Below are 21,937 nucleotides of genomic sequence, written 5' to 3' on the forward strand. Positions count from 1 at the left end.
CTTCGGGCCAGTATGGCCCGAGGTTATCTTGCGGCCTCTTTGGCCGGGGCTGTGCTGCGGGCAGCTTCGGCGGCCTCTCGTCCGCTCTGCCTTGCCCGCCAGTATTCGGGGTGATACTGCCGGATGGACTGATTGAGTTTTTCTTCAAACTGTCCTTTGTCCTTAATGCGGTCAGGGATTTTCCACAGCTTTTTGTCCAGCAGCTCCCGGAGCACTACGCTTTCCTGTGCGTCCTCCTCATAGCAAATATAGCCCTTGTCCTTGAAGCCGCACTTTTTCGCTGCTGGGGAGAGGACGGCGGCTACCTCATTTGCCACCATCGTTCCGCCATGGCTGGCGGTAGATACCAGAAACACCCCCGGACAGAGGGTTTCACAATTCTGCACCTCGCCCCACGGGGAGCTTTTCGGCGCATGGAACATTCCGCCCGTCCGGCTCCGGTCTGCCTGCATGAGCGCTGCCTTTTCTAAGATGGCTTTCAGTTCCGGGGAAAAATAGGCATATTCCCGCAGGACACGGGCGGCCTCCCCGCCGCAGGCGTTCATCAACAGGGTATAGGCGTCGCTGTCCGCTTTGGTACAGCGGCCCAGCAGTTTTCCGTCGTAATAGCAGGCCGCGTCATAGCCCGTCCGTTTGCGTGGCATGGTTCCCGCCTCCTTTCTGCTTCGTGCCAGCATGGCCCGAGGTCAACGCTCTGCACTGCGGCTGGGCTTTTCCTTCGGAGGCCGCTCTGCCTTTGCCTGTTCGGCAGCCGCTTTTCCGGCTTTGAGTTGGTCGCTGATGGACGCACGCCCCACAGAGCCGCGCTCCGCCATCTGTTCCAACTTTGCCTCATAGGCTTGCAGAACAGCAGTATTGAGCTGTTCCCGGAACTCCTTTGTGACAGGGTAGGCCATATCCCGATAGCCGCCTTTGCCGTCCGGCTGGCTGGGCATCCCAAGAAAGAGGCCCTTGCTGCCCTGTACGATTTTCAGATTTTCCACCACAAAGCAGTCATTGAATTTCACGCTGGCAAAGCCCATGAGATTTTTCACAGGTTCGATGACCCGCACGCTTACATCCAGCTTTATAGGGGCGGCTGGTGTTCCGCCCGCAGTTTTTTCCTGCATGGATTTCTCCTTTCCGGCGGGAACAAGGTTCCCGTCCTTGTAGTCATAGCCTTCCGCCCGGAGTGCCGCCAGCGTGTCCGCCGATACGCACCCGGACAGTTTCAGATCGGTTTCCACCATAAAGCGCATGGTGTCTGCTTTAGAAAATTCTTCGGGGAGCTTTCCGTAGAAAGCCGGGTGCGGCTGTCCGTCCGCACCCTGTTTGTAACGCCGGGGCATACCGCCTCCTTTCCGCTTCGGGTCAGCATGGCCCGAAGTCTCTTAATGGCAGCCGAAGATGGATTTTGCAAGGCTGCCCGTTTTGAACAGGGTAAAACACAGCAACACCGTATATCCCACGCATCCCCAGATCGCCCCGATGGGGTCGCCGTCGGCGGCGATACTCTGGATCAGCACCGCATAGATGGCAACACAGACTAAGATCAACAGACCTTGAAAGCCCACCGCAAAGAGGGAGCGGAAATAGTTCTGCCCCATGTGTCCGGTTTCCCTGTTGGGGACGGTGGCAAACGGGATAGGCGCTAAACTTGTGAGTAAATAAATTTCAATCATACGGCCATATACGATGACGAAGATCACGATGTTTAAGGCAATCATGGTAAGCTGGATCAGGAAGGATTGTAGCCAGAGTCCGAACAGAGGGCCTAACTCCATCGCTTCAAGCTCTGTCCGCAGACTGTCAAGCACATCCGGCGTGATTTCTGTCCCGTTCTGGATAATGCCCGCTGACTGCTGGATCACATGCTGGCTCACATCAAAGACCGCCAGCACGATATTGAAGGTATTCGTCAGGATCATCACAGCCACAAAGGTTTTGAACACCCACTTAAAAAATATCCATGTGTCAACTTCATGGAGGTTGTTGCGTTCTATGAGCATCTGTATCAGCTCATAAGTCATTACAAAAGTGAGGATGACCCCGGCGATTGGCAGGATGGCAGTTTCAGAGATCTGTCGTATCATGGAAAAGACCCCGGCGTTCCAGTCCGCCGGGGTCGTGCCTACCTGTGTGGCGATCTCGCCAACGCTCTGATTGACGTTATCGAAAAGGCCATCCAGATTTCCCATGATACCATCGACGAGCAGACCTTTCAGCCATTCAACGATTGCGTCGATGATAAAGTCCATACATCAGCTCCTTTTCTGGAAAAAGGGACAACGGGTGACATTTAGCTGAACAGGCCGGACAGCAGAGGGATAAGCTGAAGACCGATCAGAACGACACCGCCGCCCGCCATCAGCTGCTTAATGCCCTGGCTTTTTGCCGCAGGGTTGTCCGACCCGTAACCTTCCAGAAGGTTGATGACGCCCCATACCGCCAGACCGGCGCCAAGAGCCATGACCAGAATTTTGAGAATGTCGATTGCCTGATTGAAAAATTCCATATACGTTCCTCCATTTTGTTTGTTTGATGATTTTGGGTACAAAAAAAGCCGCCCACATCGGCGGCGCTTCGGGTCAACATGGCCCGAAGTTACACAAACTCGTCGCTGTCCAGATCATCGAAATTCAACAGGTCAGCTTCTTCGTCCGTGTCGGAGCCGTCCACTTCGTACACCGTGTATTCGTCCTCCGGCTTTAGTCTCAATGGCCGGTGGCGGAACAGGCTTTCCAAGCGGAAGGCGTTTTTCTTTTTATCAAATTCGGCTGTGTACTTGTAATTCGGGTGCTTTTTCAAGTCATACTTCGGGGACAGGAAGGGCGGGAGCCCCCGAAGCTGCAAGATACATTTATCCCCGGGCATGGTGGTGATCTCGCTGGTGGTCATCAGCTCCCGGCCAAGCCGCTGCATATTCTGGCTGTAACTTTCAGACTGTCCACGGCTTCGGCCCTCGGTCTGCATAGAGATGGTGGCCTTGCCCAGCCAGTTTTCCGAAATATCCTTTAGGGTGGAAGCCTCCCGGCCTCCGAGGAATACGATACTGTCCATGTTGCCCATGATGGTTTCGGAATGGTCTTTGTACAATGCCTTGCACTGGCTCATTGCCTGATAAAAAAGCGTCAGGCTGATCTCACGGGAGCGGATGACGGCCACGATCTTTTCCAGCCCCGGCACCTGCCCGGTGTTGGCAGCCTCGTCCCACAGCACCCGCACATGGTAGGGCAGACGCCCGCCATAGGTGTTGTCAGCCCGTTCACACAGAAGGTTGAACATCTGCGAAAAAGCGAGGGCAACCAAAAAGTTGTAGGTGGTGTCCGTGTCGCTGATAAGGAAGAACAGAGCCGATTTTTCATCCCCCAGCTTATCCAGCTCCAGCTCGTCATAAGACATAATCTCCCGAAGCTGGGGAATATCAAAGGGAGCCAGTCTTGCACCGCAGGAAATCAAAATGCTTTTGGCTGTCTTGCCAGAGACAAATTGTCAAGGACTTTTTAATCAAATTCACAAAAAAGGTGCCAGAAGCACCGTATGGCTCCTGACACCTCGTTTGACAGATTACATTTTTCCGTTCAGCAAGTCTTTGCAGAGATACGCATAGTCTGGCAGCTGGTTGATATATGGCTCCCAGCGCCGCTTGATTTCCGCCAATTCCAGCGGATCGGCTTTCTCCAGTGCATGATCGTTGCCTGTCATATATAAAACATCCGTAGCAACATCATCCAAACACCTGCCGCAGAGATCAGCAGCTGATTCTATCCTAATGCCAGTATCCACATAAAGCGGATTGACGCCAATCGCCAGCCAGACATAGCCTACCTTGTCCGACCAGAGCAGTTCAAAATCAGGGCTTTGCCGCAGATGTTCCGCAAAGACCTCCTTTACTCGTTCAATTTCATGCTTCTCTTTTTCTGTGTAAAGCATTTTCGTGTCCTCCTTGACAAAAATTTTGGTGCGTACCATTATCAGTTTAGCACAAGGCGGCTTCGTTTATCAGTCTGTCACATCTGCTGAATTTCATTTTTGAGCATACGCTTGATTTTATCGCTCATGGTTTCTGTGCTGGTCTGGCTGAAATGGACATGAACCTTGTAGGTTGTCTTGCCGATTTTCTTTACCATCGCTGGCGTGTTTTCCGGCGCTCTGGACGCAGTAACGGCGTCTGCCACCTGCATAGTACGGGGTTCTCTGTTCATGGCGCTCCTTTCTCCGAACGGGGCTGTGCCGCCCGGTAAAAAATCAGTCTTGCTTACTGTTTACAATGTCTTTTGCTGTCTGTCGGGTAGCACCGGCATTTTCTTCCCGGAAATTCTTCCCGTCAAAAAGAAGCGGCGCACACCGTTCCAGAATACGGTCATAGATACGGGCGTGGGCCAGATCAGGCGGGTTTTTCAGCTCAGACAGTTTCAAGTTTGTTGTGATAATCATGGGCCTGCGGCTGCGGTAGCGGCTGTCGATGACGAAAAACATCTGCTCCATAGCATATTCGGTACTGCGCTCCACACCCAAATCGTCAATGATAAGCAGGTCGTATTCGTCAAAGCTGGCGATAAAGTCGGCCCTGTCTTCGGAGAACATCCCTGTCAGGCGGTTCAGGATGGTGGGAAAGTTCGTCATCAGCACAGGCACATCCCGGTCAAGTAGAGCATTGGCGATACATCCGGCGAAAAAAGATTTGCCGGTTCCCACATCTCCAAACAGCAAAAGCCCGATATTGCTCTTATATGCTTCTTTCCAGTTCTCCACATAGGCATGAGCCTTGTCCATCAATGGGTTTTGCCCGTTATCATTGGAAAATGTGTAGTCATACAGATAACGGTCTTGCAAGCCCTGTGCCTTTCGGCGTTTGATACGCTCCATGCGGCGCTGCCGTTCTTCAGCAGCCTTGCGTTGCTCCTCAGCCTCCCGCTGGCACTGGCAGATGCAGCGCGGCATAAAGTAGCCGGATTTCCCGAAGCATGGCACAACGGTCTGCCTCTGGCCGCCGCATTTCTTACAGTGGATGAGACCGTCTGACGGGTCTATATACTCGTCCCCGGCCAATTCCATACCGGCAGCTGCCTTGTCGATCAGCGCCCGGATTTCTGCGGTAATCTCAATCATACAGTTTCATCCTCCTTTACGCTGTAATCCCGGTTGCGGGTGGGCGGGGCCGCCTTTTTCGCGTCCTCACCGGCCCAGCGCCGGATGGTGGCGGCATGACTCTGATACCGCTTACCGGTAGAGGCCATGTATTCGGACAGCTTTTCGATGTACTGGCCCCATACAGTGGGAAAACTGGCCTGTAAGTCTGCCAGTTCCTCGTCCGTCAGGAAAACATTCTGGTAACGGCCATAGGCGCGGGCGAAGCGTCCCTTCTCTATCTCTCTCTTTATCTCTATCTCTTTCTCTAACTCTATCTCTATCTCTGGTGGACGAATGTCGGACAAATGTCCGCCGTTTGTCCGGGGCGCAGAAAGAGCCTTATTTTGAATCCTTGCAGCCCGCTTTCGCTCGGCCTCGGTAGAGGACTGGCCGATTAAAAGTTCGATGTTGCTCATGTAGAATGTGCCGCTGTCCAGCACCTCCACAAGACCCAGCTTCAAAAAGATCTGCAAGGCTCTCTCCACAGTGCCGATCTGCTGGCGGGTAATGGTGGCGATCATCTGCGCCGTGTAAGGAATGTCCTCGTCAAGTTGAAGCCGTCCACCATGTTTCAGCGATTTCAGATACAGCTTGAGCAGAATGTTGGAATACAGCACACCATCCTGCATACTTTCCAGCAGCACGATGGAATCATCGTCAAAATAGTTTTCTTTGAGTTTCAGGTAATAATATTTTCGGTTGTCTGACATAGGGTTCCTCCTTGGGGTTTCTCTTGGGATTCTGTACGCATTTTAAGGCCGTTTTAGGGGTCGGAGGATAAATCTATCAGCCTGCCTTTGACACCCTCGAAAAAATCCTTGATTTACAAGGGTTTTTCAGCCCCTAAAGCGTGACATTTCTCCCGTTGTTTCCGCTTGCGCTTTGCGGCGTTGATCCGCTTCATGCGAGTGGAACATTCCGGGCAGTATTTGGCCCTGTTAGAACCGGGGGTAAACAGCGCCCCGCATACGGCGCATTTCTTCGCATTCAGCCGGTGGAACAGCGCCGTTTCCAGTTCCTTATCCTGCGGCAATACCGCCGTCCGAAACCACCTGCACAACAGGGAGTAGGAAATAGACTGGACACAGACACATTCCTCCCCATCGTCCAGGGCGATACAATTTCCGTCGATGTAGTTGCAGCACTCATGCACCAGCCTCCGCGCTCTGCGGTACTGGCGGTAATCCATGACGGGGATAGGTTCAGTCTTGTCGTTCTTTATAAATGATTTCTCTCACAAAGCAGGTAACCTCCTTGAATGAATTTATTGTTAAATATTCGTGCAAAGTATTGTTTTCTTCGTGCAAATGGCATATACTATAATTGCCAGCAGAAAGGGGTTGATCGTATGGCTGGAAATACCACAAACATCAGTATCCGCATGGACGCAGATTTGAAAGCACAGGCGGACGCACTGTTTACTGAACTTGGCATGAACCTGACTACGGCGTTTAACATCTTTGTGCGCCAGTCGCTTCGTGAAGGCGGCATTCCCTTTGAAGTAAGGCTGGAACAGCCGAACAAAGAAACGGTTGCTGCCATGCTGGAAGCGGAAAGGATTGCAAAAGACCCGTCTGTAAAGGGCTACAATGACCTTGACGAGTTGTTTGCTGACCTGAAAAGATGAAAGAAACCAAATATACCGTCAAGTACACGACCAGTTTCAAAAAGGACTACAAACGAGCCATCAAGCGTGGCTTGAAGATCGAGCTGCTGGAGCAGGTCGTAGCGTTGCTGGCGATGGGCGAACCGCTGCCAGATAAGAACCGTGACCATGACCTGTCCGGCGATTGGGCAGGCCATCGGGAATGTCATATTCTCCCGGACTGGCTGCTTGTCTATCGCATAGAGGATGATGTTCTGGTGCTGACGCTGGCCCGCACCGGCACACACAGCGACTTGTTCGGCAAATAAACAGTCTGCCGCCGTATGGGGAAACCTGTACGGCGGTTTTTCTGTGTGCAAAAGTATGTCGTGAAACGCGGTAGCCCTTACCGCTCCGGCTCCCGGTCGTGAGACTTGTCCCGTTCCTGTCTGGACAGCTGCTCGGCGGTTTTGCGGAGCCGTTCCACTGCTTTCAAATCCTCCCGCATGGATTTCATGGCAAGCGTGTCCGTCTGCTTTCCAGCGGCCAGCTGGTCAATTTCCAGCTGCCATGCCTTTGGGGTGATTGCCTCGCCGCTGTCTTTCAGTTCTTTCAGATACCGGGCCGCTGTGTCATACAGAATCAGTTCCCGGCTGTGGCGCTGTTCAAACTGTTCCCGTTTTTCCGGCTTTACTTTGGCAAGCTGCTTGTGGATGGACTTGTACTGGTTGTACTGTTCCCACATCTCCCCGCGCTCGGTAAGGGTGGCGATCCGGCGCTCGGCCTTGACGATCTTTCCCCGCAGGTCATAGTAACGGCTGTTCATATCAGCGATTTTTTCATGAAGCTGCTGCATAGACTGGATGCCGTTTGCCTGCAAAAAGCTGAATAGTGCAGCGCTTTCCTGCAAAGCCCGGATTTTGCCGGTGCGGGTGCGGGGAGCGTCCAACTGCTGCTGGGCCTCCCACAAGGCGGTCAAGCTGCTTTGCTGTGTTTGTGGTTTTTCCGTTTCGGCTTTCGACCAGCGATAAAGACGGGTAATGCGGGCTTTGATTTCTTTCAGCAGCTTGTTGTCGGCGGCGATCTGCCGGTTTACTTCTCCCTTGTCGGTGCGGATACCGCGCTTTTCCATTTGGCTGGCGGCTGGCCCCAGATGGACAGAGGGAATTTTATCAATTCCCTGTCGCTTGTAGCTGCGGTGGTTTACCAGGGCGGGATGACCGGCGGCATCCAATGCCCGGTTGGTGCAGGCCGCCCACGCTGCCCGCCAAATCTCCACATTTTCTTTATCGTTCCAGTCGGTCGTATCCTCTCTGTGATTTTTCCAACCGCCTTTCCCATCCGGGATACGCTGTCCATTCTCGTCCAGATCGTATGCCTTGCGGCACTTTGCGCCCCACTGTCCATTTTCTTTCAAAGGCCGGAGCGTCAGCATGATATGGACATGAGGGTTGCCGGTTCCCTTGTCATGGATAGCAAAGTCAGCACACATTCCTTTGTCTACAAAGTTGTCCTTCACATAGGCGCGCACAAGGGCAAGCTGCTGTTCACCGGACAGTTCACGGGGCAGAGCTGCCTCGATCTCACGGGCAAGCTGGCTGTCCCTGGCTTTCTCGATCTGCTCCACACTGTTCCAGAGGGTGGATCGGTCTGCAAACTCTGGCGGGGCGTGGGCGGGCAGCATGATCTCCGCATGAACAATGCCGCCTTTCCGGGTGTAGTCGTGGGTCATGCCGTCCCATTCATTTGTCAGCTTGGTTCCGCTGCGGTAAGCAGCTGCGGCAACGGCAGAACGGCCCGCGCTGCGCTTGATGATACTGACGGGGATATGACAGAAATCTATGGGGAACACCTCCTTTCAGTGAGGGGATAACAGGCTCTGTGGAGCCGGACAAACGCAAAGCGGGTGTCTGGCTGCGCAGAGCGCACAAGGGGTTTGGGGAGTGTAGCGCCCCATCGCGAACGAAGTACGCAACGCCCCCGGCAGGGCGCACAGCACCGGCAACGGTGTATAAGTGCGCCCTTGTAAACAAGGGACTTATGGCGTGTCCCCGGATTTTGGCAGGTTTGCAGTCAATTCCACAGCCCCCGGAAGATGGGACAGGGCAATCAGGAACGCCTTGACCTCTACGCCGGGAAGGTCGAGGGCCAGAGGGAAAATGCCCTCCAAAATGGCCCCGCGCTCAATCAGGCGGCGGGTGCGAACCCTGCGTTCTTCGTTCCGCTGCTTGTTCTCCAAAATCTTCTTTCGGTTTTCAAGCTGCCGAATCTCCTTCAGGACTTTCTCCCGTTCTTCTTTTTGGGGGTGGGCTGTAATTTTTTCGTTCATGTCAGGCACCTCTTTTCTTTGAAAATACTCATAGATTGACCGTCCATTTCTGTCGAGCAAAGTACCGGCGCAGCCTCCGCAGTGCGGCATGGATGGATTTTCCCGCCTGTGATGGCGTGATACCCTCCATTGCGGCAATATCTTTCACTTTCATACCCAGCATATAGCGGGCGTGGACACGGCGAGCCTGCATAGGCGGCAGGGAGGAAATGGCTTCGTACAATCGCCGTATCAGTTCTTCGTATTCGGCTAATTCTTCTTTTTCTATCAGGTAGTCCTCCGGCGATGGCTGCGCCCAGCCGATGGCGGCATTTTCGATTCCATCGTTACAATCGAGGGAATAAAACGCCTTATACCGGAACATCTTGCGATCTCTGGCGGCCTCGGCTCTCTTGTCCAGAAGAAACGCTTCGACGATCTCATCGGACACCTCCACAAAAATGTCCTCTTTGCAAAATGGATAATATTGTTTGAGATTGATGGTCTGCATAGGCACGCCCTCACTCTGTTTGAAAAAGGTCATCATAGCAGCTGCGCATATTCCGCAGACCTCGACGGATGGCAACGCTGACCTTGCTGCTGTGGATGCCCTCTCTCCGGGCGATTTCTGGCTGCTTGATACCGGCAATGTAGTAGGCGTGAACACGGCGGGCCTGTGTCGGAGTGGCATGAGCCAGAGCCACCGGCAGAGCTGCAATCAGGTATAGGCGGGTGGTCATTTCTTCTCGTTCCAGCAAAATATCTTCCGGCGATCTGCTGTGTTCCAGTGCGTAATTTTCCAGCCAGCTGTATGCGTCCAGAGAGTAGTAGGCGCGGTGGTAGACTTTCCGACGCTCATAGTTCTCCATCTCCCGCTTGGCCTGATACATCGCTGCCCATACTTCGTCCGTAACATCCACAAACTCGTCATGCCGGTAGTGGGGATACATCCACCGCAGATTGATTGTTTTCATAGGCTTACCTCCTGAAAATCGGAGAGGCGGACAGCTCGTCCGCTGTCCGCCCCTCGCTGAGATAAGGGAAATGATCCCTTTCACTTGGTAGCCAGAAAACAGGTCATTCGTTAAGCCTGTTCTCAAAGAAATTTATAAATTTTTTTCTGACCGCCTCCACACTTTGATAAACAGCCACTTTGGAGCAGCCGCACAGTACACCGATCTCTGCAAGGCTCAGCCCGTCAAGCGCATAGAGCAGGAACCGGCGGCGCTGGGCCTCGGTACAGGTATCCAGAACAGCCATCAGCTCATGCAGCGTTTCCATGCGGCAAAGGTATTCCTCCGGCGTTTCGCCGTAGACCCCTACACCCTCGGTAGTAATGATGTACTCGTCAAACTCCCGGCCATCCCAATGCCGCCGCTGTTCATGGAAGAGGTTCTCCGTTTTATGATCGGCCCGGTCAAGAAATTCATAGACTTCCAGCGTAACCTCCACGGCTACAGCTTGTCCGTTATAATTGATGGTAACTTCCATCTGCCTTTCCTCCATTCAGATTTTTTGGGTAAATCTGAATGAGGCGGCGGGGCGCGGCACTGGGGCCAGGGTTCGGGCCATGCTGGCCCGATGTTCCGGCTCCATAGGGACAAAAAAGCGCCCGGACAGCAAAAAGCTATTCGAGCGCAAAAACTCCAATATTCACTTACAGAATGACAATTTTCGCACCGGCTACCAGACGGGGCCTGTTCGTTGACTGGGCTTTTTTTGACGGTAGTGAAATATCGTCTGAATTTGTCGGCGGTCAATGTGCTTCATGGCGGTTCCCTCCTAAAGCCGCCGTGTCAGCGTGTAGTCGTCACTCCTTTGTTGAGGGCATAAGGAACGGCGGCCTTGATGTTACTCAAAACCGCCGCAGTACCCGGAAAATCCATTATGGGCGCACGAAGCTGCCTGCCCTGCAACGGTTTTTTTCTTTCCCCGTCTTGCGGGGCAGGATCGCTTGTCTTATTTGGTTTAGGTTTGTTCCTGTTCGGCTGCCTCTTTCAGCCGTGAAAAGCTCTCATCGCTGATGATGTGTTCAATCCGGCAGGCGTCAGCCTCCGCAGTCCTGGGGTCAACGCCTGCGGCGATAAGCTGCTCGGTAAAGAAGCAGTGACGCTCGTAGATTTTTTCGGCTACCTCGCGGCCTACATCGGTCAGATGGAGAAAGTGATCTTCGTCCATAGTGAGAAAGCCGCCGTCCCGCAAGATAGCCACTGCATGGCACACGCTGGGCTTTGACACCTCCATGTGCCGGGCCACATCTACGGAGCGTACCATACCGCGTTTCTTTTGGAGAACAAGGATGGTTTCCAGGTAGTCCTCCCCGGACGCATGAAGTTTGTTCTTGCTGCTCATTATGCCAGCTTCCAGTTTTTAATAGATTTCTCTTTTTCCCACATAGTTTGATAAAGCGGCACGGTCTGCAACAGTTCTTCATGTTTCCCACAGCCTTGCAATATGCCGTCAGATAGGACAAGTATCTGATCTGAATTTTGGATATAGGACAAAGTGTGTGATACAAGGAACACCGTCTTGCCCTTAATCATTTCTTCTATGCCCTTCTGTATTGCTACGGCATTTTCGGCATCCAGACTGGACAGCGCCTCATCTAAAAGAATGATCGGGGAATCTTTCAAAATTGCCCTCGCAATAGCGACGCGCTGACGCTCTCCACCGGAAAGGCTTGCGCCGCCCTCGCTGATAACCGTTTGATAGCCCTGTGGGAGCTTTTCTATAAATTCGTGACAGTGAGCCTTTTTTGCCGCCTCTACCACCTGCTCGTCCGTTGCGCTCTGGTTTCCCATTCGGATATTATTCATCATGGTATCCTGAAAAAGATATACTTCCTGAAAAACGACACTCACATGACGCACCAGATCACTATGCTTTAATGTTGCCGCATCTTTCCAATTCAACAGAATCCGCCCGTTTTTCGGCGTCACGAATCCCGGAATTAAATTAAGGAGAGTGGATTTGCCGCTTCCAGAAGGACCCACCAATGCAGTGATCGTTCCGGGTTTAGCTGAAAAACTTACATGACTAACTGCGTCACGCTTTCCATCATAGCTAAACGATACATTTTCAAACCGTACATCGGCTTGTGTATCTGCAAACTGTGTAGTTCCCTGTTTTTCATTTTCGGTCGGCAGGTTGTTGATTTCTGCTATATTATCCAACGATGCGTTTGCAAGATTCATCATGGCAAAGGAACCCATCAGAGCTTCCAGCGGACGGTAAAAAATAATACCCATGATTGCAAAAAACAAATAGGTTGCCGGGGCTAATGAACCAGAACGAACCATTGCAATGCCAACACCCAAACTCAAAAACAGGCCCAGATTCAGGCAGATTTTATAACCCATGCTCCAATTCGTCAGCGTCGCTTCATAACGGTCAGAAGCCGTGCAATATCCGTTCACCTGCTTCTCCACGAGCTTACCAGATTGCTCCAGCCGGTATGCCTTGATCGTTTCCATGCCCTGTACATATTCCAGCGTGGAATCAATCATTGCCACCTGCGTATTTTTCTTCTGCTCTCCCAGTTGAACCATGCTCTTTTGAAACTGCTGGTAGAGGATATAGCCGGGGATGATCCCCGCAAACAGAAGAAGCGCCATACGCCAGTCCACACTAAGCAGCATCAGAGCAAATACAACCGTCATGATCATGCTGGAAACGAAACCGGCAATAATCTCCATGATATTCATTTCCACGAAACTTAAATCAGTTGTAAACAAAGATGTAAGCTGGCTGATCTTGTCTTTTGTAAAGTAGTAGAGCGGAAACTGTTTGATTTTCGCCGCAATCGAAAGACGTTCATCCCGCATCATGGCATAAGATACCGGGCGCTGTTTTGCAATCGTAAAGTAATAAAAAACAAAATGCAGGACAGTATAGACCAGAAACATAAGGCTATACTGCATCAGTTTTTCCTTTGTAAACGAGCCGCCCAAAATATCTTTTATCGCAAGGAACAGCATGAAATATATCGCGCCCTCACAAATTGAGGTCAACGCCTGAAACAGCCACGCAAGATAAAGCTGCTTTTTGCGCTCGCCTGCAAGGTCTAAGAATTTCCTTATCATAGCAATCATGCGTTTACACCTCCCATTTTCCATTGATCGGATTGTTCAAAGGCCGCCCACATATCCTGATACGGGGAGCAACGGTTTATCAATTCATCATGTGTGCCGCAGTCAATCACTTTGCCCTGTTCCAGAACCACAATCGAATCAGCTTCCTTGATACTGGAAAGACGGTGCGCTATTACAAGTACGGTTTTTCCCTCTGATAATTTAGCTAGCGCCTTTTGCAGTAAATCTTCATTGTCGGCATCAATGTAAGCCGTTGCCTCGTCAAGAATCACGACCGGCGCATTTTTCAGAATCGCCCTTGCCAATGTGATTCTCTGTTTTTCACCGCCGCTCAACTTGGTTTCCTTGTCTATCACTGTGTCATAGCCCTTTGGAAGCCGCATAATAAAGTCGTGACATACGGCATCCTTGGCTGCCTGCATCATTTCTTCCTCCGTGGCCTCTGGGTTTCCCATCATAATGTTATCCCGGATGCTCTTTTTGAACAGGAACGTATTCTGGGTCACAAAGGAAATCTGGGACATCAGATCGGATAGCGGAATCTGGTTCAGCGGTACGCCGCCCATACAAATCTGTCCCTCGGTTATATCCCAAAACCGGCAGATCAGGCTGGCCGCTGTACTTTTGCCGCTGCCGGAAACACCGGCGAGCGCCGTTACTTTTCCGTCAGGAACAGTAAATGAGACATCTTTTAATACCGGCTGTTCTTCCCCATAGGAAAATGTAACGTGTTCAAACGCAATCGTGTGGTCGGCAAGTTCTGCCTTTGAGGTCGTATCCGCCATTTCATCCAGCTTCAGAATTTCGTCTATCTTTTTTGCAACAGAGGCGTTCATGCCGATATAATCAAAGTTATTAGAAACAGTTTCCAACGGAATCAGCATGGCAAGCCCCATAAACAGATACATAATATAGCTGGCCGCTGTCACGCTGCCGGAGAGGTACATCAAACCGGCAAGCGGAAACAGGAACACAAGGTTGCTGTTTAAGTCGGTATGATTGAAAGCAACATATTTCAAGCAGCTTTGGAACCACTCTGTTACAACGGTGCTGTAAGTGCGGATGCTTTCTGACAGGCGGCCATAAGTGGATTCGTCGGCAGCAAATATCTTCAGTTCTTTCATACCGTTGACATATTCCACCGTCTTAACGCTGACATCGGCAAACGCCTGATTAAATTCGTCCATTTTTTTCATCTGAACGATAATCATAAGAATACCGACAAGAATAAACAGAACGACCGGAATCAGCATGATACCGGCTACCCTGATGTCCAATATCACCAGCAGGATTTCCATACACAGCGGTACAGCGAGGCCGGAAATAATCTCTGGAATGTTATGGGCGTAAAATGTCTCCAACTGTTCCATATTGTCCATAATGATCGTTTTGACCTGCCCGGATGCCGTTGTTTTCACATAGCCCATTGGTAAGCGGGCAATTTTACGGAACAGCTTTTTACGGGTTTCCCCCAATGTCTGGTAGGCTACCTTGTGAGAGATTTTTGTGCCGGTTCCAAACAGCAGATGTTTCAAAATGATTGCTGCGGCAATCAGGCACACATATTGAAAAAGGTTCTCTGTCCGTTCATCCAGGAAACAGGTCACAATACCCCAAACGCCTAAATAGGGCAGGATGCCGCACAAAACAGACAGGACGCAACAGATCACCGCACCAATCAGGCGGCGCTTATTTCTCTTATCAATTAGTCCAAACAGGGCTTTTACATCACTCATTACAATTCATCTCCTCCTTGCGGAATAGTGAAATTCCAAAATCTGTCCGATACTCCATTTTGCCAACCAGGTATAGCAATAGTTCCATGACTTTAATACGCATAAGGTAATTGCGGTACTGTTCCGGCAGCAAGAGCAGTTCGGTAAAAATATGCTCCACACTTTTTGTTGCGGGTGCTATAAAGCATCCGCCCGCTGTAAAAAGTCCTTGAAAATCCATGTCCTCGTCAAACGCGATTGTCCCCAGCATGATATTCAGGCTGTTTATGATCTGCGGCAGATAAGCCACCACTGAAACACCAACAAAAGGTTCTTCTCCAAAATCACAGCTTTTCAGGTGGCTTGCACCATTGAAAACAGAAATATAATGGTCGCTCATAATCTTCTCCGGCTGGTCGCTGAACAGCATATTCACTCGCCCATGAAAGCAATAGGTGACTTCAATAAAACGATCTATACATTGGATATTTTTTTGAATTGGAGTTGTGATATGAACATTGCTATAAACAATTTCAGCACCAGGCATCACTTCAAAGCTCTGCATGGTGCCTTTCCCAAATTTGGGAGAAATTGTATATATCTTTGAATCCTTTTCAACGGAACAGTTACCAATCAGCTCATGGAAGAACAGGAGGTCATTTTCCATTCTCCTCAAGGTTCTGCCTCCTTTCTGACCGCAAGAAAAAATCATGTAGTCGATGCAGATTGTCGGGGGAAAGTGGGTAATCTTCCTGCTGTTTTCCGTTATCTAAATGAATCACTCTTGTACAGGCTGCCGCTAAAAATTCGTAATCATGGGTTACAACAAAAATTACCTTTCCCATTTTGGAAAGCGTTTGAAATAACCCCGCAACCTGAATCATGCTGTCATAATCAAGTCCGCTAGTTGGTTCATCAAAAATTAAAACATCCTTACGGCATACCATACTGACCGCCACGGCTGCACGCTGCTTCTGCCCCCCGGAAAGTGTATTGGGATGATGAGTACGGTACTCATAAATACCCAGCCGTTCCATTGCCTGTTTTGCTGCATCCAGATCAGGATGCTTAATTCCAAATACACATTCCTTTTCCAATGTATCGGCAAATAACTGATAGCTTACGTCCTGCATCACCATATAGGAGCGTTTTAACCGGCTCTTTGCGTTCAGTTCTTTACCATCCCAAAGAATTTGTCCCGTACAGTTTGTGTGCAGGCCGCATAGTGTTCTGGAAAATGTAGATTTCCCGGCTCCGTTATGGCCGATAATTCCTATGATTTCTCCCGGTGCCGCACTCAAATTCAAATCGTCCAGAACCAGTTTTTTCTTATAGAACAAGGATAAGTTCCTGACTTCCAAAATCGGCTTTTGAGAATTTTCAGCAAAGGCCCTTGGCTGTACCTTTGACAAATCTAAAGCGCGAAGTCCCATACTATGCCGCTGTTCTTCAGGAATAGAAAGAAACTGGCTTGGAGAAAACACAGCAGATATAGCCCCGTTTTCCATATACGCAATGCGGTCAACTAATTCCCTCAGATAATAAATCCTATGTTCTGCAATTAGAATGGTCTTGCCTTGTTTCTTTAGGAGTTCAAGTGTACGCCGCAAATCCTCAATAGCATCCATATCCAGATTGGACGATGGTTCATCTAACAAGTAAATACTCGGAGACATAGCATAGATGGACGCAAACGCCACCTTTTGTTTTTCGCCGCCAGACAATTCAAATATGCTTCTCCCCGTCAGATGTGCTATATCTAAATCCGCAACTGTCTTTGAAATGCGTTCTTTCATTTTTTCCCTTGGATAAGTCAGATTTTCCATTCCAAAGGAGATTTCACTGTCTGTATCTACATTAAAAAATTGAGAGCGTGGATTTTGGAATACAGACCCCACATACTCGGACACTTCATATATGGGATAATCCTGTATATTTTTACCGTCAACATAGGTTGTTCCGGTGACTTCTCCCGGATAAAAGTATGGAATCAGGCCATTCACAAGACGGGTCAATGTGGTCTTCCCACAGCCGCTTCGCCCACACAACAGCACACACTCGCCTTTGTTGATTGTCAAATCAACATCGCGCAGTCCGCCATTTTGTAATGATTCCTGATAGGTAAAAGAAACCTTGTCAAAACGGATCATTAGCCTGCACCCCCTTTCAATTTCAGCCAGATTGACACTGACATAAACAAAGTGAACAGGATAAAGCATACGGCATCCGCAACACTAAAGTGGATTTCCTGCAAGCAGGTTCGGGGCTTCGGATTTTCCAGCCCCCTTGTAACAGCCGCCGCCGACAATTCATCCGCCACTTTCAGTGCTGACATCATCATCGGAACATAGATACATTCCACTGTTCGGGCCGGATGGGTCAGCAGACTTTTGACGGTTGGAGCTACATCGCGCATCCGCATGGCGTCGCTGATATAGCCCCAATCCTCATGCACCATAGGAAAATAGCGGAGCATGACCGTCAGAGGAATAACCATTGCTTTTGGCATATGAATACGGTTCATGGCCGCCATAAATTCATTTACCCTTGTCGTGCTGACTAAAATACCTCCGAGCATGGCACAAGGAAAGATTTTACGGATAAATACGGTAAATGTTACAATCGCAATCTGCAAAGTCCCTGTCAAATAATTTGTTCCAATGATATGCAGAACAACCATTCCCGCATAGACAGCAGCCATTCTTACCGTAAACCGCTTTGCTCCTACAAGGATGCCGAGAATCACAACGCATACAACCAGCGCAATCTCATAGAGTAAAGAGGGCGCAAGGAACAACGCAACATTTCCGACGATCAACAGATATAGTTTTGTGCGAGGGTCTAAATGTAATGTGGCAAGTGTGTCTTTTGTTTGCAGTTGCATCTCCATTACACTACTCCGGCCTTTTCAAAATGCTTTTTCAATAGTTTCTGGCCTACAAGACCGCTGATAGCAGCACAGATCAACACGCCGATAATCATTGCCGGGAGCATCCAGTTTTGCGCGGTTGAAACCATTGTGTCCATATAGGTCTGTTCTGTTCCCTTTTCTACCAAATATTGCACATAGGCGTCGCGGTCAAACCAAAGCATACCGTAGGAGAAAACTGGGCTGAGAACAAAAATCATGTAGGACAACAGGTTACGCCCTTTGTTTCTAAAGTTCCCGGAACCGGCCAGCAGATCGGCCACAACGCCGAGAATACAATATGCCAAACACATAGACCAGTACATACCGAGTACGAACAGTACACCTCCTACCAAAATACCGGTGACAATGATTGGGCCATGCTTCGGCACCTTCGCCAGTATCAGCATATAAACCGGGCCGCACAGCAGCGCAATAGACAGCGGGCAAAGGAAAGTCAGTACAGGGAAGAACCCAAAGATAGCCTCGCCAATCATGGCGCATACCATGTACAAAGCAGCAAGGATGCCGGTGGTAATCAAATCACGCACAGACAGCCCTTTTTTCATTTGTTGTGAATTAGACATTTTCAACGTCCTCCTATTTATTATTTGCTGGCAGAAGCCTCATTGACCTACGCACAAAATCGTGATAGAATTGCTGTGATTAGAGTCAGCTAACCAGCCAGTAATGTCATTCTACTCAGTGATTTTTTGGGTGTCAAATCCGGCAAAAAAGGTCAAAACAGGAGTTAAAAGTGGAAAAACAACCGGATATATCAGTGCTTTTTGTGGTTTTGCTGACAGCCTTTGCGACATTTTGGAGCATAAAAAAAGATACTGCGGATTATTCCGACTACATAAGAAACGGGGGTGAGCAGGATGCAGACCGATTCTACACAGGCCGCGCACGAATTAGGGGATGCTTCTTTTTATCTGCATGATTATCATTTTCGACAGGATAATCATAATGGAATCTGCACCTTGCAGCCGCAAAACAGACAAGGCTATGGAAATATCTATCAGGTTCAACCGACAGATGGATTATTCCTATCAACCGGAAGCTGGATACCATACGCCTCAATGGAACGCAAATATGAGATCAATCAAAAGCTGGTGAAAATTTATTATTTGGAATCCGGCGGTGTTACCCTGATCCAGAATGGGCGGAAAGCCCAACCTATCACAGAGGGAATCCACCTTTATCTAAATAAGCCGTCACAGGGGCGAGTATTATATCAACCCAATATACCAATCAGCTATGCGTCAGTTTTGCTGTTTGAAGATTACATAGAGAAAAATCTGCAAGACCGTTTTACCCCGGACGATTTTGACTATGCAGAGGTTTATGATTGGAAAGCTTTTGATTATAATACCCCGGAAATTGGAACCCTGTTTTTGCAGATACGGGATAAACTGATTGCTGGCGAAACCTCCCGTCTTTACTACGAAAGCAAAGTAGGTGAACTGCTTTCTATTGTGGCAGGCAACTTTCATAAACAGCGACAGGAGATAGCATCTAAACACCAGTCTCTTTCCAAACAAGAGAAAAAGGCGCTGGAATCTGTACGTCTGGCTATTGAACAGAATATTTTAAACCCACCAGAACTCTCGCAGCTTTGCAAAATAGCAGCAATGGGGCAGACCAAACTTCGAGAATCATTCAAAGCCATGTATGGTGTTCCTATTGGGGCTTATATCCGACAGGCAAAAATGCGGTATGCGCTTTTATTGATGTCAAAACCGAATTTGACAATCGGCAATATTGCAGAGCATTTGGGCTATGCCAATGCAAGTAAATTTGCGGCCACTTTCCGTAAAGTTTATGGAAAATCCCCAGAAGAATATAGGAATCAAAAAAGATGAAGTCAGTCTATTTACACTAACTTCGTCTTTTTGATTATATTGTAATTTATTGTTAGGGAATCAGTCGTTAATCAATTCTGCTAATATGATTTCTTCTGCCTGCGCTTTCAGCGTGTTCATCAGCCCCACCCAGCGCATAGGGTCACAGGCTTTCAGTTCCTCCGTGACACCCGCAACTTCCATCATGTGAGGCAACATGGTTTCCACACGCCCCTGTGCTGTCCGCTCAATCTCTAACAGGTGCGGATACAGCTTCTCGCTCATCAGCAGTTGGTTGTAGAGAATAGGACGGTGTTCCTTCAGGTAGGACTTTCTCATCCTGCCGTACTTACCGATAGAAGTTTCCGGCTGTTCAGAAAGTTTTAGGTTGGGTATATCATAATCTCCACAACGAATGTAAGTCAACTTACTCATATTCATTCTCCTTTGCTCCGTGATGATTAGACTGCTGCGCTGGCTGCTATGCTGCCTTTGCGCGGTTCTTCTTTCGGCAGCTGTCCGACAGTAGAAAAAACACCTTTTTTCATATCCTCAGCCCGGATCAGGGCTTTCTTAGCGTCCATTTCCGCTTTTTTCTGCGCCTTGATTTTGTCCTCATACCGTTTCTGTGCGCCGCTGGCTTTTCGTTTCAAATAGTTCTGATGGAGCCTGTCCTTGCGTTCTTCTTTTTTTCGCAATTCTTCCTGTTCCTCCGGTGTTAAAGGAACCGGCTGTAAGGATGGTGGGATATAGCGTCCTAAAAAATTGAAGTAGATTTCAATTTCCTGCGTGGTGTCCTGGCTGCCTTTTCGGGCGCGTTCGTGGACAAGGATTTTCTCTACAAACTCATTGAGCATGGTGTTTGTCAGCGTGTCAAAATTCTCGTATTTATCAATCAGGGCTATAAATTTCTCTGCGGATTTCTGGCTCTGCTCATAGCCGGTAACAGCCTTTTCCAGCTCTGCAATTTCAATCTCAAGTGCGTCCTGCTCTTTGGCATACTGTGCATCAAGCGCCTTATATCGTGCATCCGGCAGCTTGCCGAGGGCGTTGTCCTCATAGATTTTGCAAATCAGTTTTTCCAGTTCTCCGGCTCTCTTTTGGGCAGCAGCCAGACGCATGCGCTTTTTCGATATATCGGCACTCTGTTGAGCAACCTGCGTCTCCTGAACAGTGTGAATAAATTCCGTCCGGTCATTTCTCGAATATTCAGCGATAGCCCGGAGCGTGTCGGAAACCAATGTCAGGACAGCACTCTCATTGATACGGTGTTGTGTAGGGCATAGTGTCCCACACGGAACTTTGGTATAATTGGAACAGGTATATTGAGAAACCCGCTTGCCATTGTTGGTGCGGTGGACATACATCTTGCCGCCGCAATCGGCACAATAGAGCAAGCCTGTGAGGGGAGCCGCTTCGCCCCAGCCGTTTGGATAACGCCGTACATTGCTGCGGATTTTCTGCGCCAAATCAAAGGTCTGCTGGTCGATAATGGCTTCATGGGTATTCTCAAAGATCGTCCACTCGTCCTCAGAAACATAGTGGCTTTTCTTGTCCTTAAAGTGCTTGCGGGTCTTGAAATTGATGGTATGCCCCAAATACTCTCGTTTTTTCAAAATGTTCACGATGGTAGATGATCCCCATCCATAGGGGTCTTTGACCGGCTTTGAACGGTTCACACCCTCGTTGAAGCGGGCAAGGTGTACGACAGGAATTTCAATCCGCTCTGCGGATAATTTGCAGGCGATCTGATAAGGCCCATATCCCTCCAGCGTGAGGGAGAATATACGGCGTACCACTTCGGCAGCTTCCTCATCTACCAGCCAATGCTCCCGCTTTTCGTCCCATAAGTAGCCGTAAATCACGGTGCCTGTCAGGTGCTTACCGCTCATGCCTTTTGACTTAAACACAGAGCGGATTTTCCGGCTGGTATCACGGGCGTAAAATTCATTCATAATGTTGCGGAACGGAGTGAAATCGTCATCGCCTTTCAGACTGTCCACACCGTCATTGATCGCAATCAGCCGAACTCCGCGCTGCCGCAAAACCTCCATGACCTGACCGACCTTTAAATAGTCGCGCCCCAACCGGCTCATGTCCTTGATGACGATTGCCTCTACACGCCCTGCCTCCACTTCCTCCATCATCGCCAAAAATCCGGGGCGGTCAAAACGGGTGCCTGAGATACCATCATCGGTAAAGTGCGTAGGGTTGGGCAGCCCGTTCCGGCGGGCAAAATCCTCTAACATCTGTTTTTGGTTGGATATGGAGTTGCTCTCGCCCTGTAACTCATCGTCCCGGCTCAGGCGCTCGTACAGTGGGGTAATTTTTTCATTTCTCATGGTTGTACCTCCTGAAACAAAAATGCTCTAAG

26 protein-coding genes and 1 pseudogene are annotated in these 21,937 nt (G+C 49.6%); 3 read left to right on the top strand and 24 right to left on the bottom strand.

Translation table 11 applies throughout. The features are described from left to right. Positions 1-23: 23 nt before the first annotated feature. The 10 genes and pseudogenes from ACNSPV_RS07385 to ACNSPV_RS07430 all read right to left on the bottom strand — a co-directional run bounded on the left by ACNSPV_RS07385 (position 24) and on the right by ACNSPV_RS07430 (position 6,334). The gene (locus ACNSPV_RS07385; RefSeq protein ID WP_227358979.1) at positions 24-644 is read right to left on the bottom strand and encodes a DUF7007 domain-containing protein; all 621 of its coding nucleotides are present in this window, start codon (positions 642-644) and stop codon (positions 24-26) included. Positions 645-686: 42 nt separating this feature from the next. After that, a complete protein-coding gene (locus tag ACNSPV_RS07390) occupies positions 687-1,328 on the bottom strand; it encodes a septation protein SpoVG family protein (RefSeq protein WP_158573025.1) in 642 nt (213 codons plus the stop codon). A gap of 42 nt (positions 1,329-1,370) precedes the next feature. Beyond that, positions 1,371-2,237: a VirB6/TrbL-like conjugal transfer protein, CD1112 family gene (locus ACNSPV_RS07395; protein ID WP_270477438.1), complete on the bottom strand. Its 867-nt coding sequence runs from the start codon at positions 2,235-2,237 to the stop codon at positions 1,371-1,373. A 41-nt stretch (positions 2,238-2,278) separates the two neighbouring features. After that, positions 2,279-2,494, bottom strand: a complete 216-nt coding sequence (locus tag ACNSPV_RS07400; RefSeq protein ID WP_016306504.1) for a Maff2 family mobile element protein — start codon at positions 2,492-2,494, stop codon at positions 2,279-2,281. A gap of 89 nt (positions 2,495-2,583) precedes the next feature. Next, positions 2,584-3,471 (bottom strand): annotated as a pseudogene (locus ACNSPV_RS07405) (VirD4-like conjugal transfer protein, CD1115 family); the annotation flags it as partial. A 75-nt stretch (positions 3,472-3,546) separates the two neighbouring features. Next, positions 3,547-3,912, bottom strand: coding sequence for a hypothetical protein (locus ACNSPV_RS07410; RefSeq protein ID WP_050004289.1), 366 nt, complete (start codon positions 3,910-3,912; stop codon positions 3,547-3,549). Positions 3,913-3,989: 77 nt separating this feature from the next. Next, positions 3,990-4,184, bottom strand: coding sequence for a transposon-encoded TnpW family protein (locus ACNSPV_RS07415; RefSeq protein WP_348583861.1), 195 nt, complete (start codon positions 4,182-4,184; stop codon positions 3,990-3,992). Between the two features lie 43 nt (positions 4,185-4,227). After that, a complete protein-coding gene (locus tag ACNSPV_RS07420; protein ID WP_348583859.1) occupies positions 4,228-5,091 on the bottom strand; it encodes an ATP-binding protein in 864 nt (287 codons plus the stop codon). Further along, complete coding sequence (locus tag ACNSPV_RS07425; RefSeq protein WP_348583857.1) at positions 5,088-5,822, bottom strand: phage replisome organizer N-terminal domain-containing protein; 735 nt, start codon at positions 5,820-5,822, stop codon at positions 5,088-5,090. The genes ACNSPV_RS07420 and ACNSPV_RS07425 overlap by 4 nt, the downstream gene beginning before the upstream one ends. Positions 5,823-5,935: 113 nt before the next feature. Then, on the bottom strand, positions 5,936-6,334 hold the full coding sequence (locus ACNSPV_RS07430; protein WP_118209249.1) for a cysteine-rich VLP domain-containing protein: 399 nt from the start codon (positions 6,332-6,334) through the stop codon (positions 5,936-5,938). 126 nt (positions 6,335-6,460) lie between these two features. Between ACNSPV_RS07430 and ACNSPV_RS07435 the strand changes: the two genes are divergently transcribed. Together ACNSPV_RS07435 and ACNSPV_RS07440 are read left to right on the top strand one after the other, a co-directional pair. Continuing rightward, positions 6,461-6,739 carry a type II toxin-antitoxin system RelB/DinJ family antitoxin gene (locus ACNSPV_RS07435; protein WP_005924829.1) on the top strand — a complete coding sequence of 93 codons (279 nt, stop codon included), beginning with the start codon at positions 6,461-6,463 and terminating at the stop codon, positions 6,737-6,739. Next, positions 6,736-7,026: a type II toxin-antitoxin system YafQ family toxin gene (locus ACNSPV_RS07440; protein ID WP_002596328.1), complete on the top strand. Its 291-nt coding sequence runs from the start codon at positions 6,736-6,738 to the stop codon at positions 7,024-7,026. Before ACNSPV_RS07435 ends, ACNSPV_RS07440 begins: the two co-directional genes overlap by 4 nt. Before the next feature lie 77 nt (positions 7,027-7,103). On the opposite strand, the gene mobQ is transcribed toward ACNSPV_RS07440, so the two are convergent. From mobQ to ACNSPV_RS07500, 12 genes are all read right to left on the bottom strand, one after another. After that, a complete protein-coding gene (gene mobQ / locus ACNSPV_RS07445) occupies positions 7,104-8,549 on the bottom strand; it encodes a MobQ family relaxase (protein ID WP_348583853.1) in 1,446 nt (481 codons plus the stop codon). Between the two features lie 186 nt (positions 8,550-8,735). Next, the gene (locus ACNSPV_RS07450) at positions 8,736-9,026 is read right to left on the bottom strand and encodes a DUF3847 domain-containing protein (RefSeq protein ID WP_050004284.1); all 291 of its coding nucleotides are present in this window, start codon (positions 9,024-9,026) and stop codon (positions 8,736-8,738) included. 28 nt (positions 9,027-9,054) lie between these two features. Further along, positions 9,055-9,516 carry an RNA polymerase sigma factor gene (locus tag ACNSPV_RS07455; RefSeq protein ID WP_009296689.1) on the bottom strand — a complete coding sequence of 154 codons (462 nt, stop codon included), beginning with the start codon at positions 9,514-9,516 and terminating at the stop codon, positions 9,055-9,057. A gap of 10 nt (positions 9,517-9,526) precedes the next feature. After that, complete coding sequence (locus ACNSPV_RS07460) at positions 9,527-9,979, bottom strand: RNA polymerase subunit sigma-24 (RefSeq protein WP_050004283.1); 453 nt, start codon at positions 9,977-9,979, stop codon at positions 9,527-9,529. Positions 9,980-10,082: 103 nt separating this feature from the next. Next, positions 10,083-10,496 carry an RNA polymerase sigma factor gene (locus tag ACNSPV_RS07465; protein ID WP_007860240.1) on the bottom strand — a complete coding sequence of 138 codons (414 nt, stop codon included), beginning with the start codon at positions 10,494-10,496 and terminating at the stop codon, positions 10,083-10,085. 477 nt (positions 10,497-10,973) lie between these two features. After that, positions 10,974-11,357 carry a metal-dependent transcriptional regulator gene (locus ACNSPV_RS07470; RefSeq protein ID WP_024724761.1) on the bottom strand — a complete coding sequence of 128 codons (384 nt, stop codon included), beginning with the start codon at positions 11,355-11,357 and terminating at the stop codon, positions 10,974-10,976. Further along, positions 11,357-13,096, bottom strand: a complete 1,740-nt coding sequence (locus ACNSPV_RS07475) for an ABC transporter ATP-binding protein (RefSeq protein WP_024724762.1) — start codon at positions 13,094-13,096, stop codon at positions 11,357-11,359. The genes ACNSPV_RS07470 and ACNSPV_RS07475 overlap by 1 nt, the downstream gene beginning before the upstream one ends. Beyond that, entirely contained in the window at positions 13,093-14,832 is a 1,740-nt protein-coding gene (locus tag ACNSPV_RS07480) for an ABC transporter ATP-binding protein (RefSeq protein WP_050004281.1), read from the bottom strand. Before ACNSPV_RS07480 ends, ACNSPV_RS07475 begins: the two co-directional genes overlap by 4 nt. Continuing rightward, on the bottom strand, positions 14,825-15,478 hold the full coding sequence (locus ACNSPV_RS07485; RefSeq protein WP_348583848.1) for a hypothetical protein: 654 nt from the start codon (positions 15,476-15,478) through the stop codon (positions 14,825-14,827). Before ACNSPV_RS07485 ends, ACNSPV_RS07480 begins: the two co-directional genes overlap by 8 nt. Then, positions 15,468-16,961 carry an ABC transporter ATP-binding protein gene (locus tag ACNSPV_RS07490; RefSeq protein ID WP_050004279.1) on the bottom strand — a complete coding sequence of 498 codons (1,494 nt, stop codon included), beginning with the start codon at positions 16,959-16,961 and terminating at the stop codon, positions 15,468-15,470. Before ACNSPV_RS07490 ends, ACNSPV_RS07485 begins: the two co-directional genes overlap by 11 nt. Further along, positions 16,961-17,701 carry an energy-coupling factor transporter transmembrane component T gene (locus ACNSPV_RS07495; protein WP_050004278.1) on the bottom strand — a complete coding sequence of 247 codons (741 nt, stop codon included), beginning with the start codon at positions 17,699-17,701 and terminating at the stop codon, positions 16,961-16,963. The genes ACNSPV_RS07490 and ACNSPV_RS07495 overlap by 1 nt, the downstream gene beginning before the upstream one ends. Then, complete coding sequence (locus ACNSPV_RS07500; RefSeq protein WP_015533385.1) at positions 17,701-18,306, bottom strand: MptD family putative ECF transporter S component; 606 nt, start codon at positions 18,304-18,306, stop codon at positions 17,701-17,703. Before ACNSPV_RS07500 ends, ACNSPV_RS07495 begins: the two co-directional genes overlap by 1 nt. A 294-nt stretch (positions 18,307-18,600) precedes the next feature. Between ACNSPV_RS07500 and ACNSPV_RS07505 the strand changes: the two genes are divergently transcribed. Then, positions 18,601-19,584 carry a helix-turn-helix transcriptional regulator gene (locus ACNSPV_RS07505; protein WP_050004277.1) on the top strand — a complete coding sequence of 328 codons (984 nt, stop codon included), beginning with the start codon at positions 18,601-18,603 and terminating at the stop codon, positions 19,582-19,584. 60 nt (positions 19,585-19,644) lie between these two features. Here ACNSPV_RS07505 and ACNSPV_RS07510 read toward each other — a convergent pair whose 3' ends face one another. Then, a complete protein-coding gene (locus ACNSPV_RS07510; protein ID WP_050004276.1) occupies positions 19,645-19,998 on the bottom strand; it encodes a TnpV protein in 354 nt (117 codons plus the stop codon). Between the two features lie 26 nt (positions 19,999-20,024). Continuing rightward, complete coding sequence (locus ACNSPV_RS07515) at positions 20,025-21,905, bottom strand: recombinase family protein (RefSeq protein ID WP_050004275.1); 1,881 nt, start codon at positions 21,903-21,905, stop codon at positions 20,025-20,027. Between the last annotated feature and the right edge of the window lie 32 nt (positions 21,906-21,937).

The organism is Faecalibacterium sp. 3 (assembly GCF_048323735.1).
GTDB lineage: Bacteria > Bacillota > Clostridia > Oscillospirales > Ruminococcaceae > Faecalibacterium > Faecalibacterium wellingii.